The organism is Streptomyces xanthophaeus (assembly GCF_030440515.1).
In the GTDB taxonomy this organism is placed as follows: domain Bacteria; phylum Actinomycetota; class Actinomycetes; order Streptomycetales; family Streptomycetaceae; genus Streptomyces; species Streptomyces kutzneri.
On record NZ_CP076543.1, the window covers coordinates 2,524,918 to 2,541,295 of the forward strand.

General features: G+C 71.8%; 16 protein-coding genes. 1 reads left to right on the forward strand and 15 read right to left on the reverse strand.

What is annotated here, in order from left to right; translation table 11 throughout:
• Positions 1 to 2: 2 nt before the first annotated feature.
• From KO717_RS10610 to proS, 12 genes are all read right to left on the reverse strand, one after another.
• Complete coding sequence (locus tag KO717_RS10610; protein WP_301366247.1) at positions 3 to 509, reverse strand: NUDIX hydrolase; 507 nt, start codon at positions 507 to 509, stop codon at positions 3 to 5.
• Positions 499 to 1,281 (reverse strand): signal peptidase I, encoded by a 783-nt coding sequence (gene lepB / locus KO717_RS10615; protein ID WP_301366248.1) that lies wholly within the window; start codon positions 1,279 to 1,281, stop codon positions 499 to 501. The genes KO717_RS10610 and lepB (KO717_RS10615) overlap by 11 nt, the downstream gene beginning before the upstream one ends.
• Before the next feature lie 43 nt (positions 1,282 to 1,324).
• Positions 1,325 to 2,224, reverse strand: a complete 900-nt coding sequence (gene lepB, locus KO717_RS10620; protein WP_301366249.1) for a signal peptidase I — start codon at positions 2,222 to 2,224, stop codon at positions 1,325 to 1,327.
• Between the two features lie 112 nt (positions 2,225 to 2,336).
• Entirely contained in the window at positions 2,337 to 3,230 is an 894-nt protein-coding gene (lepB, locus tag KO717_RS10625; protein ID WP_437184489.1) for a signal peptidase I, read from the reverse strand.
• Entirely contained in the window at positions 3,223 to 3,960 is a 738-nt protein-coding gene (gene lepB / locus KO717_RS10630) for a signal peptidase I (protein ID WP_301366250.1), read from the reverse strand. The genes lepB (KO717_RS10625) and lepB (KO717_RS10630) overlap by 8 nt, the downstream gene beginning before the upstream one ends.
• A gap of 44 nt (positions 3,961 to 4,004) precedes the next feature.
• The gene (gene rplS / locus KO717_RS10635) at positions 4,005 to 4,355 is read right to left on the reverse strand and encodes a 50S ribosomal protein L19 (RefSeq protein ID WP_301366251.1); all 351 of its coding nucleotides are present in this window, start codon (positions 4,353 to 4,355) and stop codon (positions 4,005 to 4,007) included.
• 133 nt (positions 4,356 to 4,488) lie between these two features.
• The gene (trmD, locus tag KO717_RS10640; protein WP_189745542.1) at positions 4,489 to 5,310 is read right to left on the reverse strand and encodes a tRNA (guanosine(37)-N1)-methyltransferase TrmD; all 822 of its coding nucleotides are present in this window, start codon (positions 5,308 to 5,310) and stop codon (positions 4,489 to 4,491) included.
• Positions 5,310 to 5,879, reverse strand: coding sequence for a ribosome maturation factor RimM (rimM, locus tag KO717_RS10645; RefSeq protein WP_301366252.1), 570 nt, complete (start codon positions 5,877 to 5,879; stop codon positions 5,310 to 5,312). The genes trmD and rimM overlap by 1 nt, the downstream gene beginning before the upstream one ends.
• Before the next feature lie 125 nt (positions 5,880 to 6,004).
• Positions 6,005 to 6,244: an RNA-binding protein gene (locus KO717_RS10650; RefSeq protein ID WP_030011889.1), complete on the reverse strand. Its 240-nt coding sequence runs from the start codon at positions 6,242 to 6,244 to the stop codon at positions 6,005 to 6,007.
• 2 nt (positions 6,245 to 6,246) lie between these two features.
• A complete protein-coding gene (gene rpsP / locus KO717_RS10655) occupies positions 6,247 to 6,687 on the reverse strand; it encodes a 30S ribosomal protein S16 (RefSeq protein WP_030386406.1) in 441 nt (146 codons plus the stop codon).
• A gap of 298 nt (positions 6,688 to 6,985) precedes the next feature.
• Positions 6,986 to 7,582, reverse strand: coding sequence for a hypothetical protein (locus KO717_RS10660; protein WP_030012572.1), 597 nt, complete (start codon positions 7,580 to 7,582; stop codon positions 6,986 to 6,988).
• 228 nt (positions 7,583 to 7,810) lie between these two features.
• Complete coding sequence (gene proS / locus KO717_RS10665; RefSeq protein WP_301366253.1) at positions 7,811 to 9,223, reverse strand: proline--tRNA ligase; 1,413 nt, start codon at positions 9,221 to 9,223, stop codon at positions 7,811 to 7,813.
• A 131-nt stretch (positions 9,224 to 9,354) separates the two neighbouring features.
• Here proS and KO717_RS10670 point away from each other — a divergent pair, with 131 nt between their 5' ends.
• Complete coding sequence (locus KO717_RS10670; RefSeq protein WP_301366254.1) at positions 9,355 to 10,041, forward strand: class I SAM-dependent methyltransferase; 687 nt, start codon at positions 9,355 to 9,357, stop codon at positions 10,039 to 10,041.
• 10 nt (positions 10,042 to 10,051) lie between these two features.
• Here the strand turns inward: KO717_RS10670 and ftsH are convergent, their stop codons facing one another.
• From ftsH to KO717_RS10685, 3 genes are all read right to left on the reverse strand, one after another.
• Positions 10,052 to 12,028, reverse strand: a complete 1,977-nt coding sequence (gene ftsH, locus KO717_RS10675) for an ATP-dependent zinc metalloprotease FtsH (protein WP_437184490.1) — start codon at positions 12,026 to 12,028, stop codon at positions 10,052 to 10,054.
• 94 nt (positions 12,029 to 12,122) lie between these two features.
• Positions 12,123 to 13,694: a signal recognition particle protein gene (ffh, locus tag KO717_RS10680; protein WP_301366256.1), complete on the reverse strand. Its 1,572-nt coding sequence runs from the start codon at positions 13,692 to 13,694 to the stop codon at positions 12,123 to 12,125.
• Positions 13,695 to 13,946: 252 nt separating this feature from the next.
• On the reverse strand, positions 13,947 to 16,376 hold the full coding sequence (locus KO717_RS10685) for a [protein-PII] uridylyltransferase (protein ID WP_301366257.1): 2,430 nt from the start codon (positions 16,374 to 16,376) through the stop codon (positions 13,947 to 13,949).
• Between the last annotated feature and the right edge of the window lie 2 nt (positions 16,377 to 16,378).

The following is a 16,378-nucleotide window of genomic DNA, read 5'->3' on the forward strand; positions in this document are numbered from 1 at the left end:
CCCTAAACGATTTCCGGGGCCAGGACCACCGGCTCACCCGGAGGACCGTCGTCGAGCAGCGTACGGAGCAGCTCGGCGAGTCTGGTCGGGTACACCGTCTCATGGGCCGCGAGAAGTTCCTCGGAGGTCCACCACCTGGCTCCGGTGACGCTGCGCCGCTCCAGCTCGGTGAGGCCGCCCATCTCGGTCTCGGTCTGGGCCGTCCGGGCGAGGAAGTACCACTCGTCCTGTTCCCAGCGCCGCCCGTCGAAGGGGAAGGAGCAGTAGCGGTGCCACAGCACCGGGCCCAGCTCCACCTCCGTGATCCCGGTCTCCTCCGCCAGCTCGCGCAGTGCGGCCTGCTCCCGGCTCTCGGTCCCCTCCAGCCCGCCGCCGGGGGTGAACCACCAGTCGTCGGAGGGGTCGGCCGGTTCGAAGCCGTGCAGCAGCAGGATCCGGTCGGCCGGGTCCAGCAGGATCACCCGCGACACCTTCCGGCGGCCGTGCCCGGCGGCCGGGTCAGCGGACACCGGCCCGCTCCGGTCGTCGTCCGCGCGCCAGGACCCGTGCGACCGGCCCGTACGCGGCCCCCAGCAGCACCAGGACGGCGCCGGCCAGCACCGCCGCCACCTGGAGGCGCAGCGGCCCGGGCCGCGAGATCCCGCCGGGCAGGGCGGCGTACGTGGCCGGCCGCTCCAGCATCGACACGGAGGGCCAGGCCAGGGCGTCGACGCGTGCGCTGACGGCCGATCGGGGCACGCTGCCCTGACCGGTCTCCTGCAGGTGGGCCCGGGAGTCCAGGGAGGCGGCCCGGCTGTCGCCGAGCAGGAAGAGGTTGCCCTCGGGGACCGCCACCTCGAAGGGGGTCCCCGAGGGCGCGGTCTGTCCGGGGGGCATGGCCAGGTCCGTGTCCGGCTTGGTGGTGTCGGCGTACGGCTCGTCCAGCCGGGTGCCGTTGACCGTCAGCTCGCCGGCCGCGCCGCAGCACTTCACGACGTCGCCGCCGATGCCGACGACCCGCTTGACCATGGGGGAATCGCTCCACAGGGAATCGGTGAAGATGACCACATCCCCGCGGCGGACCTCGGCGCCGTCGATGCGCTGCGCCAGCACCCGGTCCCCGGGCTTCACCGTGGGCGTCATCGAGTCGGTGGGCACCGTGTAGGGCCGGTAGACGACCGCCCCCCACACGAAGCCGCCCAGGAAGAGCGCAAAGCCGATGGCCACGGCGATTCCCGACAGCACATTGCCGAGACCGCCGCGGCCATCCTTGCCACCGCGTATTGCTTGTGTTCCGCCCATTGCAGCGCCCCCACACTCCGGGATCGTCGACCTGGGCGGCACCCTACCCGTCGGTACGGCCGCTGGTCAGCTTCTGCCTGCGCCACATGACCAGCGGGACGGCTCCCGCGAGCCCCAGCGCGGCCGGGCCGAGTCCGACCGGGGCCAGCCCGGCGGCCCCGAGGCCGAGCGCGGTCGCGGCGGCCTGGTTGCCGATGCCCGGCTGGTCGAAGGTGTCCGGGACCGGCAGGGTGGCCCAGCGGGTGACCGGCCACGCGACCACCACGGCCCGCCCGACGACCTTGTCCACCGGGACGAAGCCCTTGGTGGAGTCCTGCTGGTGGTAGCGGGAGTCCTCGGAGTTCTGCCGGTGGTCACCCATGACCCAGATCTTGCCCTTGGGCACGGTGATCGGGCCGAACGGGGCGTCGTCGCACGGGGTGTTGCCGGGGTAGATGTACGGCTCGTCCAGCTCCTTGCCGTTGACGACGACCGGTCCCCCCTTCTTGCACTCGACCGTGTCCCCGCCGATCGCGATGACCCGCTTGATCAGGTCCTTCTCGGAGGCGTCCGGCATCAGGCCGATCTTGCTGAGCACCTGCTGGAGGATGTTCGGCTCGGGAGTGGGCTGCCCCGACAGCCAGTCCGCGGGGTCGTGGAAGACGACGACCTCGCCGCGCTCCGGCTCGGAGCCGAACCACGGGGTCAGCTTGTCCACCAGCACCCGGTCACCCATCTGTAGGGTGTTCTGCATCGAGGCCGACGGGATCGAGAACGCCTGGAGCAGGAACGTCTTGATCAGCAGGGCCAGCAGCAGGGCGATGCCGATGAGGAGCGGGAGCTCCTTCCAGAAGGACCGGTGCGCGTGCTCCTTGGCATCGCCGTCCTCCTCGGTCTCGCGCTCGACGGCGTCGTCCGGCCGCTCCTCGCCTTCGTCGCGTCCGGACCGTGCGCCTACCGCCACGTCCCCCACATCCACTCCTCACTCGCGATTGCCGCCCGCGCCGAATCCGGCACGGGCCCTCCCCTCCCTTAACGAGCGGGAGTTCCCTAAGGCGCGGGAGACCGAGGACACACTATGCGAACGGCACGCCCCGACGGCGCCGTCGTCGCCCGCGTCCCTCGCGCCGTGCCTGATCGGGGACCGTCCGGAAGGTCGCCGGCTGCTCGAACTTGGCCCAGTGCCCGTAGGGCCAGGCGATCACGACGGCCTCCCCGACGACCCCGCTCTCGGGGATGGTGCCCTGAAAGCCCTCGTCGAGGTGGAAGCGGGAGTCGGACGAGTTCGCGCGGTGATCGCCCATCACGAAGAGCCGGCCCTCCGGCACCTGGATGTCGAACGTGATGTCCGAAGGGGTGTTGCCCGGGTTCACGTACGGCTCATCGAGGGGCGATCCGTTGACGGTGATCCGGCCCCGGCTGTCACAGCATTTGACGGTGTCCCCGCCGACGCCGATGACCCGCTTGATGAGGTCCTGCTCGTCGGCCGAGGGCAGCAGGCCGATGAAGGTCAGTGCCTGCTTGATCTGCTTGACCACGATCGGGTCCTTGGGCGGGCGGGCCGCCTCGCCCTTGAGCCAGCCGCCGGGGTCCTTGAACACGACGACGTCGCCGCGCTCGATCTTGGAGCCGAACCACGGCGTCAGCTTGTCCACCAGGACCCGGTCGCCGATCCGGATCGTCTGCTCCATCGAACCCGACGGAATGAAGAAGGCCTGCACCAGGAAGGTCTTGAGGAGCAGGGCGATGCACAGCGCCACGACCACCAGCAGCGGCACCTCGCCGGCCCGGCGCGTACGGCGGCGCCGGCGCACCTTGCGGGCCGTCCGGCGCCGTTCGGCCCGGCCGCCTTCCAGCCGGCCCCCCACCAGCGGAGCCGGGGTGGGCTCCGGCTCGGGTTCGGGCTCGAATTCCCAGTCCCGTTCCGGTCCCCGTCCCCGTCCGCCCTTCGACCGCCCTCGGCTACCCATGACCACCACCGATGTCGTTCCAGCGCGAGAGCGGCCAACCGATCCAGTCGGCCCGCCCGATCACCTTCTCCACCGGCACCATCCCCCCGCCCGGTTCCCCCAGGTGGTCCCGGGAGTCCCGGGACTGGGAACGATGATCACCCATGACCCACAGCGTCCCGAGCGGTACGACGATCCGGAAGGGCACCACCGAGGGCGCGTCGCCGGGATGGAGGTACGGCTCCTCCAGCGGCACGCCGTTGACCGCCACCCGCCCGCCGGCGTCGCAGCACACCACGTCGTCGCCGCCGACCCCCACGACCCGCTTCACGAAGTCGGTGTCGGACGGCTCGGCCAGCCCGAGCGCCGAGGCCGCGCCGTGCAGCACGCTGCCGATCGGATTGCCGTCGGGGCGTTCCCGTACGAAGGAGCCCGTGCCGTCGAAGACCACCACGTCCCCCCGCCGAGGCTGTTCGCCAAAACGGTACGCCAGCTTGTTGACCAGCACCCGGTCCCCGACCTGGAGCGTCGGTTCCATGGAGCGGCTCGGGATCAGGAAGGGCTGGACCACGAAATTGCTGAACAGCAGCAGGAAGACGGTGCAGATCACACCGAGCACTGCGGCGCGGCGCCAGGTGAGGGGTCGCCCGCCGGCCGTCCGCCCGGTCCGGGGGAACGCAAAACGCGGCCGCCCCTCCCCCTCGACGGGGGAAGAGTGGCCGCGCTGCGTGTGAGGTGCTTCGGTGTCCATCGGGGCCGAGCCTATCCGGCCGCCTCCGGACTCCGGGAGTTTCCTCAGCGGTCGCGCTTCTCCTTGATCTTCGCGGCCTTGCCGCGGAGCTCACGGAGGTAGTACAGCTTGGCGCGGCGAACGTCACCGCGGGTGACGAGCTCGATCTTCTCGAAGATCGGGGAGTGGACCGGGAAGGTACGCTCCACACCGACGCTGAAGGAGACCTTGCGCACGGTGAAGGTCTCGGAGACACCGGCACCCTGGCGGCGGATGACTACGCCCTTGAACTGCTGGATACGGGAGCGGTTGCCCTCGATCACGCGGACGTGCACGTTGATCGTGTCACCCGGGCGGAAGGCCGGGACGTCCGTGCGGAGCGTGGCGGCGTTGACGCCGTCGAGCAGGTGAGACATGTTCTTCGTCTGCTTTCTTCGCATGACGCCACAGGTCGCCAGTGCGGGTTTCCGTAGAGAATTCGGGAGCTGCGGGACCCGGCGGACGACGGTCCCCCTGTGGCAGGGGCGCCCGCGAGCACACAGCAGCCGCCTATTCTTCCACGGCCTGGGCCCTGCGCCAAAATCGGCCGTCGGCGGACGGCTGCCAGCCCAGGACGGAGAGGATCTCCCGGTCCTTCTTGTCGAAGCCGGCGGCCTCGCAGCGCTCGATCAGGTCGGGGCGGTTCTGCGCGGTCCGGCGGAAGGCCTCGTCCCGGCGCCACCGGGCGATCTTCCCGTGGTGCCCGCTGAGCAGCACCTCGGGGATGTCCCGGCCGCGCCACACCGGGGGCTTCGTGTAGACGGGCCCCTCCAGCAGGTTCGCCATCTCGCCCGGCGCGAAGGAGTCGTCGCGGTGCGATTCGGCGTTGCCGAGCACCCCGGGCAGCAGCCGGGCCACGGCCTCGGTGACCACCAGTACGGCGGCCTCGCCGCCCGCCAGGACGTAGTCGCCGATGGAGACCTCGTACACCGGCATGCGCGTGGCGTACTCGTCCATGACCCGGCGGTCGATGCCCTCGTACCGGGCCGGTGTGAAGATCAGCCAGGGTCGCTCGGAGAGTTCGACGGCCAGTTCCTGGGTGAAGGGGCGGCCGCTGGGGGTGGGGACCACCATGACGGGACCGTGCGCGCCCGCCTCGTAGCCGTCGGCCAGGGCGGAGTCCAGGGCCTCGCCCCACGGCTCGGTCTTCATGACCATGCCGGGGCCACCGCCGTACGGGGTGTCGTCCACCGTGTTGTGCCGGTCGTACGTCCACTCCCGCAGGTCGTGCACGTGGACGTCGAGCTGCCCGCGGGCGCGCGCCTTGCCGACGAGGGAGACGTTCAGCGGCTCCAGGTACTCGGGGAAGATCGTGACGACGTCGAGTCGCATCAGGCGTCGTCCCCGGAATCGGCGGCGTCCTCGTCCCGGGTCGAGACGACGACGGCGTCACGGTCGTCGATCAGCCCGGGCGGCGGGGTGATGACGCAGCGCTGCTCCTCCAGGTCGATCTCGGCGACGATCTCCTCCACGAAGGGGATCATCACCTCGGTGCCGTCCGGCCGCTCGACGATGAAGAGGTCCTGCGAGGGCAGGTGGGAGATCTCGGTGATCCGGCCGATCTCGGTGCCGTCCTCCAGCACCACGTCCAGGTCCATCAGCTGGTGGTCGTAGTACTCGCCCTCCTCCTCCGGGAGCTCGGAGGGGTCCACCTCGGCGATCAGGAGGATGTTGCGCAGCGACTCGGCTCCGGTGCGGTCCTTGACGCCCGCGAAGCGGAGCAGCAGCCGCCCGCTGTGCACGCGGCCCGTCTCGATCGTCAGCGGTCCCGCCGTCGCGGGCTCCGTCTTGAGCACGGCGCCGGGACTCAGTCGCAGCTCCGGCTCGTCGGTGCGCACCTCGACGGTGACCTCACCCTTGATGCCGTGGGCGCGGCCGATCCGCGCGACTACCAACTCCACTGTGCTCTTCCCTTACTGCGGCGTGGTTGCTCACATCTATGGTCGCTCCTGCCCGGAGGCAGAAACGACACGGGCCGGGGCGGGCGACCAACGCCCTCCCCGGCCCGTGCCGGTGAATCAACTGCTCAGCGGACCTGGTCCACGTCGACGAGGTCGACGCGGATCCCACGGCCGCCGATGGCGCCCACGACGGTACGCAGAGCACGTGCGGTGCGGCCGTTGCGGCCGATCACCTTGCCGAGGTCGTCGGGGTGGACCCGGACCTCGAGCACCTGCCCGCGGCGCAGGTTGCGCGAGGCGACCTGCACTTCGTCGGGGTTGTCCACAATGCCCTTCACGAGGTGCTCAAGAGCCTCCTCGAGCATGCTCAGGCCTCGGTCGACTCGGCGGCGGCCTCAGCCTCGTCCGCCTTCTTGTCGGCCTTCTTCGCCTTCTGCGTGATGGCCTCGCCCTTGCCCTCGCCGATGCCCTCGAGGGCCTTGGCGAACTCGTCGAAGGAGCGACGCTTGCTCTCCTTCGTCTCCGGCTGCAGGAGCGGCGCGGGGGCGGGGAGACCCTTGTGGGCCTGCCAGTCACCGGTCAGCTTCAGGATGGCGAGCACAGCCTCGGTGGGCTGGGCGCCGACGGACAGCCAGTACTGCGCACGCTCGGCGTTGACCTCGATGCGCGACGGGTTGTAGGTCGGGTGGTAGATACCGATCTCCTCGATCGCGCGACCATCCCGGCGGGTGCGGGCGTCGGCGACGACGATGCGGTAGTGCGGCTGGCGAATCTTGCCGAGGCGCTTGAGCTTGATCTTGACTGCCACTGGAGTGGTGTCTCCTGAACTTGACGTGGTTGGGCACATGAGATGCCACGTGGGGTTGCGGTACTCGGGTGCCCGATGGACGCGTCAGCCGGAGGAGAGAGGGGTCCTATGCGACTGTCGAGTACAGCTAGCCATTGTGCCATACGCCTGCGGCGCGCTCAGCCGGGCGGGCAGGACCGGTGCCCGCCGGCGGTACGGGCCACCCGTACGTGCGCCGTCGGCGGCCGCCCCGGTGGGGGCGATGGCCCGGCGCCCGGTTCGCCGTGGGGCGGTGGCCCGGCGGCGACGGGAAGGGCGGTCAGGAGGCCGCCGCGATGGCCACGTCGGGGATGCGGAAGGGCTTCATGCAGCCACCGCACACGATCGGCGCCTGGGCCAGCACGGAGGGGACCACCCGGACGTTGCGCCCGCAGTCGCAGACCGCCTTGACGCGTACGCCGCCGCCCGAGGAACCGTGCCGGGCGGCAGGTCCCCGGAAGCTGCGCTTGGTGTCGGCCGCGGTGGCGGCCGTGTGTGCCTTCAGCGCGCGCTGCAGCCGCTCGATGGTGGGACGGTAGCGGCGCTTCGCCTCCGGATTGAGCGTGACCAGGGAGAAACCGCTGCTCGCGTGCGGCTCCTCGGAGTGGTCCAGCCCCATCTCCTCGGCGATCGCGAGGAATCTGCGGTTGTGGTAGCGGCCGGCGCGCGAGGTGTCGCGGACACCGCGGGCGGCTGCAATGCCGTGGACTGCCTCGTGCAGCAGTCGCTCGAAGGAGAGCTCGGCGCCGCAGGCGGACGAGGACTCTCCGATCAGGGACTCGGGCGCGGCAAGGTCAGGCAGCTCGGGGTGGTACCGCTGAATATCGGCCCACGCCTGCGCCAGCTCTGCGGCGAGAACAGGTGGTGTCGTGCTCACGTCGTGACAACGAGCCGAGGTGCCCGGGTGTTCCGATTCCGGGCCATTCCAAATTTTTTGCACGTACCAGTCAGTTCAGTCTCATGCGTCCTGACGAGGACGGGTGCGCCGATCTCAGGAGGAGTCGGTACGTAACGTCGACCACATCGCCCCGGTCGACCGACATGAACCGGCCCCGGCGCGCGGCACGAGCCGCACGCCGGGGCACACGAGCCGGTAGCGGCCCGGTCAGTACGAGCGCGCGACGATCGCGAGCGTACCCGGGGCGTCGTCCGCCTCCGGGACCGACCCGTCCTCGGCGATCAGGCAGCGCACGGAGACGGCCTGCTCGGCCAGCTTGGCCTCGCCCTCCGGACCGAGGTCGGCCCACGGGATCCGCGCCCAGCCACCGGCGACGGCGGCCTCGGCGGCCTCCCCGATGGTCGCGACGTCGGACGTACGGGCCAGACGGCGCTCGCGGGACTCGCGCAGCAGCTGCGCCTGGTCCTCGTCCAGCACCTTGGGCAGCAGGTCGGCGAGGGCGTCGATCTGCACGGGGGTCTTCCCGCCCGGGATCCGGCGGGCCAGCATCGCGGTGCCGGCCTCCAGGTCGCGGGGACCGATCTCGATGCGGACCGGTACGCCCTTGAGCTCCCAGTCCACGGCGCGGCGGCCGAAGGGGGTGTCGACGCGGTCGTCGACCTGCACCCGCAGGCCGGCGGCCTTCAGCTGGGCACCCAGCTCGCGGACCTTGGTGACGGCCTCGTCGCCCTTGATCGCCATGACGACGACCTGGACGTGCGCGAGGCGCGGCGGGACCCGCAGGCCGTTGTCGTCGCCGTGGGACATGATCAGGCCGCCGACCATGCGGGTCGAGACGCCCCACGAGGTCTGCCAGACGAGCTCCTGCTTGCCTTCCTTCGACAGGTACTGGGTGTTGAAGGCCTTGGCGAAGTTGGTGCCGAGCTCGTGGCTCGTGCCCAGCTGCAGGGCCTTGCCGTCGCCCATCATGCCCTCGAGGGTGAGGGTGTTGATGGCGCCGGCGAAGCGCTCCTTGGCGGTCTTGCGGCCGAGCACGACGTCGATGCCGAGCACGTTCGTCATGAAGTCGCCGTAGACGTCCGTGTGGATGCGGGCCGCGTAGTCGCGGGCGTCCTCGTAGGTGGCGTGGGCGGTGTGGCCCTCCTGCCAGAGGAACTCGCTCGTACGGAGGAACACGCGCGGGCGCATCTCCCAGCGGACCACGTTGGCCCACTGGTTGATCAGCAGGGGCAGGTCGCGGTAGCTCTGGACCCACTTGGAGAAGTAGTCGTTGATGATCGTCTCGGACGTGGGCCGGACGACGACCGGCTCTTCCAGCTCCTTGCCGCCGCCGTGCGTGACGACGGCGAGCTCGGGCGCGAAGCCCTCGACGTGCTCGGCTTCCTTCGTCAGGTACGACTGCGGGATGAACAGCGGGAAGTACGCGTTCTGGGCGCCCGCGTCCTTGATGCGCGCGTCCATCTCCTGCTGCATCCGCTCCCACAGGCCGTAGCCGTACGGTCGGATGACCATGGTGCCTCGGACCGGACCGTTGTCGGCCAGCTCGGCCTTGTTGATCAGATCCTGGTACCAGCGGGGGAAATCCTCCGCCTGCGGGGTGAGAACGGGTGCCTTTGCCATGCCGCGAATCGTACGGCGCCCGGCACACGATGCGTGAATCGGGTGCCGCGCTCCTCTGGACGCGGGGGCGAATGGGGAGTTCTCTGGCAACGGGGGCAAGGGGGCGACACGGAATCAGGAGCGCTCTTTCGATGACACCGACGCCGACGGCGACGCTCGTCGCCCGGGACTGGGCGGAGATCCAGGAACGGATGCTTGTACCGCTGTACGAAGCGGTCTACGACCGGCTGGAGGTCGGGCCGGGCGACCGGCTGCTCGGCCTGGACTGCGGAGCCGGGCTGCCGCTGCTGCTGGCGGCCGGGCGGGGAGCCGTGGCCACGGGCGTGGAGGCGGATCCGGCCCGGCGGGCGCTGGCCCGTGAGCGGCTGCTGGAGGTTCTGGCGGACCCGCCGGAGCCGTCGGCCCCGCCCCGCCCGTACGACGCCCTGCTCGCCTTCTCCCCTGCGCCCGCGGCCCTGGCTGCGGCCCTGCCCGCGGTCCGCCGCGGCGGGGCGGTGGTGCTCGCCGACTGGGGGCCCGCGGAGCGCTGCACGGTGCCTTCGGTCCTCGGCGGTGGGCCCGCGCCGCGGGATCTGGACGCGCTGGTGGAGCGGGCCGGGCTCCGGCCGGACGGTTCCGGGCGGGTGTTCTGCCCGTTCGGGTACGCGGACGTGGACAGCGCGGTACGCGGGCTGCTGTCGACCGGGCTCTACGACGGCACGGCCGATTCCGTGCTGGCGGAGAAGGAGCTGGCCGAGGCGCTTCACCCGTTCGAGCGATCGGACGGCGCCGTGTGGCTGCCGAACATCTTCCGGTACGTGATCGCCCGGATGGACTGACGGCCGCTCCTCAGTCGGTGCCGTGCCCCTTCGTCAGCCGGGCGATGCCAGCGGCGGCGTAGGCGGCCGTCTCGTCCAGGGTCTCGTTGGCGAGGAGGGCCCGGGCCAGGGCGTCCAGCTGCGGGCGGTGGTCGCGCAGCAGGCGGCAGGCCTCCAGGTAGCACTCGTCCACGATGCGCCGCATCTCGTGGTCGACCGCGTCGAGGGTGGCGGGGGCGGCGGAGAGTCCGTAGGGGCTCTGCCCGTCGGAGGGGATCGCGGTGAGGCGGCCGATCCGCTCGCTCATGCCCCAGCGGCCGACCATGCCGCGGACGATGTTGGTCACCTGCTCCAGGTCGTTCTCGGCGCCGGTGGTGACGACGTCGTAGACGACGTGCTCGGCCGCCATGCCGCCGAGCGCGCCGATGATGCGGCCGCGCAGGTACGGCTCGGTGTAGGCGTACCGGTCCGCGTCCGGGGTCGAGAGGGTGACGCCCAGCGCGCGGCCGCGGGGCACGATCGTGATCTTGCGGACCGGGTCGGCGCCCGGCTGGAGCATGCCCAGCAGGGCGTGGCCGCTCTCGTGGTAGGCGGTGCGGCGGCGCTCCTCCTCCGGCATGACCAGCGGTCTCTCGGCGCCGAGCTGGACCTTCTCCAGGGCGTCCGACAGGTCCGCCCCGGTCACCTGCGTCTGCTGGCGTTTGACGGCGAGCAGCGCGGCCTCGTTCGCCAGGTTCGCCAGGTCCGCTCCGGTCATGCCGGGGGTGGTCCGGGCCACGTGTGCCAGGTCGACGCCCTCGGCGAGCGGGATGTCCCGGGTGTGGATGCGCAGGATGGCCTCGCGGCCCGCCCGGTCGGGCGGGGAGACGACCACCATGCGGTCGAAGCGGCCGGGGCGGGTGAGGGCGGGGTCCAGCACGTCCGCGCGGTTGGTGGCCGCGAGGACGATCACGCCCTCCGAGCCGGAGAAGCCGTCCATCTCGGTGAGGATCTGGTTGAGGGTCTGTTCGCGTTCGTCGTGGCCGCCCATGGCGCTGCCGCCGCCGCGGGCCCGTCCGATGGTGTCGATCTCGTCGATGAAGATGATGGCGGGGGCCACCTTGCGCGCCTCGGTGAACAGTTCGCGCACCCGGGAGGCGCCGACCCCGACGATCATCTCGATGAACTCGGAGGCGGAGGCGGAGAAGAAGGGCACTCCGGCCTCGCCCGCGACCGCCCGCGCCAGCAGGGTCTTGCCGGTGCCGGGCGGGCCGGAGAGCAGGACTCCGCCGGGCATCCGGGCGCCCATCTTGCGGTACTCCTGCGGGTTCTTGAGGAAGTCGACGACGTCGTTGAGCTCCCCCTCGACCTCGTCGATCCCCGCCACGTCCTCGAAGGTGGTGCGGCGGGAGCCCGTCTCCAGCTCGACCGGCCTGGGCGGCGCCTTGCGGCCCAGTGCGCCCATGCCTCCCATTCCCGAGCCCATCCGGCGGGCGATGACCACCCACAGGAGGACCAGCAGCAGCATGGGGGCGAGGGAGATCAGCAGGTTGGCGAGGAAGCTGCGCTGGACGACGACCGGGGAGGCCGTCACGGTCACGTTCTGCTTGGTGAGGTCGGCCCACAGTGCGTCGTCGGCGAAGGCCGGGCGCTGGGTGACGAACTTGGTGTAATCGCCCTTGCCGCCGTCGGGCAGCGGCTGCTTGGCCTTCAGCTCGCCCTGGATGGCATCGCCCTTGGAATAGATCTTCGAGACGTTGCCGGCGGCCACCTGCTTGCTGAACTCGGTGTACGAGATCGTCGGCTCGTCCCCCTCGTTGAAGAAGGACAGCACCAGGTTGGCCACCAGATAGACGATCAGGGCCGCGAGGATCAGCCCCCGCCAGCCGCCCGGCAGCCCCTTCTTCTTCGGCGGAGGACTGGGCGGGGCGCCTTCCGAGCGCCAGGGGGTGTCGGCCCTGTCGCGGGGAGGTACGGGGGTGGGGCTGGGCACGGGGCGCCTCCTTCTGCCATCCTCCCGGCCGACCATAAGGGATAAATCAGGCCGTCGCCCCAGCAGGGAAACAGGAGGGCCCCGACCGTGCGAACACGGCCGGGGCCCTCCTCACCCACGTGCGCGGGTGTTACTTCATGAACTTCTTGAACTCGTCCGGAAGGTCGAAGTCGTCGCCGCCCTGACCGCCCGCCGGAAGGCCGAAGGGGTTGCCGGCGGCCGCGGGCTCGATCGCCTGCGGGCCCTGCTCGCGGCGGGCCGCGGCTGCGGCCTCCTCTTCCTTGCGCTTCATCGGGTTGCCGCTCTTGCGCTTGCCCTTGGCCTGCTTGACCTGCTTCTTCTGCCGGCCGGGACCGCCGCCCATCCCGGGCATGCCGGGCATGCCCGGCATGCCGCCGCCCTGGGCCATGCGGGACATCATCTTGCGGGCGTCGAAGAACCGCTCGACCAGCGACTTGACCGCGCTGACCTCGGTGCCGGAGCCCTTGGCGATACGGGCGCGGCGCGAGCCGTTGATGATCGTCGGGTCCTGGCGCTCGGCCGGGGTCATCGACTTGATGATGGCGGCGGTGCGGTCGACGTCACGCTCGTCGATGTTGTTGATCTGGTCCTTGATCTGCCCCATGCCGGGCAGCATGCCGAGCAGCTTGGAGATGGAGCCCATCTTGCGGACCTGCTCCATCTGGGCCAGGAAGTCGTCGAGCGTGAACTCCTTGGGGCCCTTGGCGAGCTTGGCCGCCATCTTCTCGGCCTCGGCCTGCGAGAAGGTCTTCTCGGCCTGCTCGATGAGGGTGAGCATGTCACCCATGTCGAGGATCCGGCCCGCCATGCGGTCGGGGTGGAACGCGTCGAACTCGTCGAGCTTCTCGCCGTTCGAGGCGAACATGATCTGCTTGCCGGTGACGTGCGCGATGGAGAGCGCCGCACCGCCTCGGGCGTCACCGTCGAGCTTGGAGAGCACGACGCCGTCGAAGCCGACGCCGTCGCGGAAGGCCTCGGCGGTGTTGACCGCGTCCTGGCCGATCATGGCGTCGACGACGAAGAGGATCTCGTCGGGGCTGACGGCGTCGCGGATGTCCGCGGCCTGCTGCATCAGCTCGGCGTCGATGCCGAGGCGGCCGGCGGTGTCGACGATGACGATGTCGTACTGCTTGGTCCGCGCGTACTCGACGGAGTCCTTCGCGACCTGGACCGGGTCGCCGACGCCGTTGCCGGGCTGGGGCGCGTACACGGCCACACCGGCGCGCTCGGCGACGACGCTCAGCTGGTTGACGGCGTTGGGGCGCTGGAGGTCGCACGCGACCAGCAGCGGGGCGTGGCCCTGCCCCTTCAGCCAGAGGCCGAGCTTTCCGGCGAGGGTGGTCTTACCCGCACCCTGGAGACCGGCCAGCATGATCACGGTGGGGGCGGTCTTGGCGAAGCGCAGCCGCCGGGTCTCGCCGCCGAGGATGGTGACGAGCTCGTCGTTGACGATCTTCAGGACCTGCTGGCCCGGGTTCAGGGCCTTGCTGACCTCTTCACCGCGCGCGCGTTCCTTGACGTTCGCGATGAAGGAGCGGACGACCGGGAGGGCGACGTCGGCCTCGAGGAGCGCGATACGGATTTCCCGGGCCGCTGCGTCGATGTCAGCCTCGGACAGCCGGCCTTTGCCGCGCAGGCCCTTGAAGGTATTCGCCAAGCGGTCGGAGAGCGTATCGAACACGGTGGTCGCGATTCCTCGGGTCGGGGGCGTTGTGGTCGTCCCCCAGGGTATCCGGCCCGGCCGCCCATCCGGCCCTGCGGTCGGCTTTCCCCCGGGACTCCGCCCCGGTCCCCGCGCCTCAAATGCCGGCGGGGCTGGAATTTGCTGCGCAAATCCAGCCTGCCCGGCGTTTGAGGCACGGGGTCCGGGGCGGAGCCCCGGGGAACGGTGGAAGGGCGGGTAGGGGACCGCTCCGCGCAGCGGCCCCCCGCGCTACGAGAGGGCCGATGCCACCTGCCCGGCCAGGGCCGTCGCGTTCGCCGGGTCCAGGGGCTTGCCCTCGGGGGTGGTGACGTACAGGGTGTCCACCGCGTTCGCGCCCAGGGTGGAGACGTGGGCGCTGCGCACCCTGACGCCCGCCGATTCCAGGGCCCGCCCGATCCGGTGCAGCAGGCCGACGGCATCCGGCGCGCGCACCTCCAGGACGGTGGCCAGTGAGGACACGTCCGGGACCACCGTGACCCGGGGCGGCGGCGGGACCACCCCGCGCCGGCGCGGATAGGCCGCCTCCCGGTCGGCCAGCCTGGCCGGGACGTCCAGCGAGCCGTCGAGGGCGCGGACCAGGTCGGTACGGAGCCGGGCGGCCTGCGGCAGCGCGCCGTACTCCGCGGCCACCCGCCAGCGCAGCACCAGGACCTCGCCCAGCCGGTCCGGGAGCTCCATGGAGCGCAGGTCGGCCGCCCGTACGGTGAGCCGGTGCAGGGCCAGGACCCCGGCCACCGCCGGGAGGACCCCCGGCTGGTCGGGGACGGCGACGACGAGGTCCACGCCGACCGCGTCGTCCTCCTGGCGGGCCTGGAGCGCCAGGACGGGCTCCCCGGTGCGCAGGGCCTCCACCGCCAGGCGTTCCTGTTCGGTGGTCGGGATCTCCGGTTCGCCGGCCGCCGGGGCCGTGCCGCGCAGTACGGCGGCGACCCGCGCGACGAGGTCCGCCACGAGCGATCCCCGCCATGCGCTCCACGCCGCCGGACCGGTGGCCAGGGCGTCCGCCTCGGTCAGGGCGTGCAGTATCTCCAGCGTGCCCACCGAGCCCACGGCTTCGGCGACCGCGCGGACCGTGGCCGGGTCGTCCAGGTCGCGCCGGGTGGCGGTGTCGATCAGCAGCAGGTGGTGCCGTACGAGCGCCCCGAGCACGGCGACGTCGTGCGGGTCGAAGCCGACGCGGGCGGCGACGTCGCGGGCGATGGTCTCGCCGGCCACCGAGTGGTCCCCCGGCCAGCCCTTGCCGATGTCGTGCAGGAGCGCGGCCATCAGCAGCAGGTCGGGGCGGCCGACCCGGCGGGTGAGGGCGGAGGCCCGCACCGCCGTCTCGATCAGGTGCCGGTCGACCGTCCAGGTGTGGACGGGGTTGCGCTGGGGGCGGCAGCGCACCCGCTCCCAGTCCGGGAGCAGCCGGGTGATCAGGCCCTCGGCCTCCAGGGCCTCCCACACGGCCACCGTCGGCTCCCCCGCCCCCAGCAGGGTCAGGAGTTGCTCGCGGGCCTCGGCCGGCCAGGGCACCGGGAGCGGTTTCCCCTGCGCCGCGAGTCTGCGTACGGCGTGCAGCGAGACGGGCAGACCCGCCTGCGCGGCGGCCGCGGCGAACCGCAGGGCGAGTACGGGATCCCGGTCGGGGCGCGCGGCCAAGGCCAGTACGGCCTCGCCGTCGGACTCCACCACGCCTTCGGCCAGGGGTGCCCGCGCAGCGGCGGCCCGGTCGCCGCGGGCGCCCAGCAGTCCGCGCAGCCTGGGCCGGGCGGCGCGGGCCCGCAGGACGCGCCCGACCTCCCGCCAGGTCACGTCGCCGGCGTAGGCGACGACGCGCGCGGCCTCGTACACCTCGCGCAGCAGCGCGTCCGCGTCGAGGAGCCCGAGCCGGGCCGCGACCTGGTCCTGTTCCTGGAGGGAGAGCCGGTCGGTGGCCCGGCCGGTGACCAGGTGCAGGGCGTCCCGGGTGTCCAGGAGCCGCCTCCGGGCCTCGGCGAGGCCCTCGCGCGGGGCGTCGGCCAGCCAGGACGCGGCGACCGCCCGCAGCGCGGTGGCGTCGCGCAGGCCCCCGCGGGCCTCCTTGAGGTCGGGTTCGAGCAGGAAGCGCAGTTCCCCGGCCCGTTCGGCCCGCTCGCGGCACAGGGAGTGCAGCTCCGGGAGCCTTCTGGCCGCCTGGTTGCGCCAGTCGGCCAGTACGGAGGTCCGCAGGCCGGCGAGGAGTCCCGCGTCACCGGCGACGGTACGGGCGTCCAGCAGGCCGAGGTGCACCTTGAGGTCCTCGGCGGCGGTGCGCCGGGCCTCGCCCGGGGTCCGTACCGAGTGGTCGAGGGCGAGGCCGAGGTCCCACACCGGGTACCAGAGGCGGTCGGCCAGTGCGCCGAGCGCCCGCGGCTCGGCCTTGCCGTCGTGCAGCAGCACCAGGTCGAGGTCGCTGCGGGGGGAGAGTTCGGCGCGCCCGTAGCCGCCGACGGCCACCAGCGTGGCGCCGCGGACACCCGTCTCCCGTACGGCGGTCGTGAACAGGGCGTTCAGCCATTCGTCGGTCAGCCCGGCCAGGGCGGAACGCCGCGAAGGCCCGGACTGCGACTCCTCCTGGAGGAGTCGCAGCCGGGCCGCGGCGTATCCGCCGGCTCCCGAGTCGGCCGTGTGGTCGGTGTTCTCTTCGACGCTCGTCACCC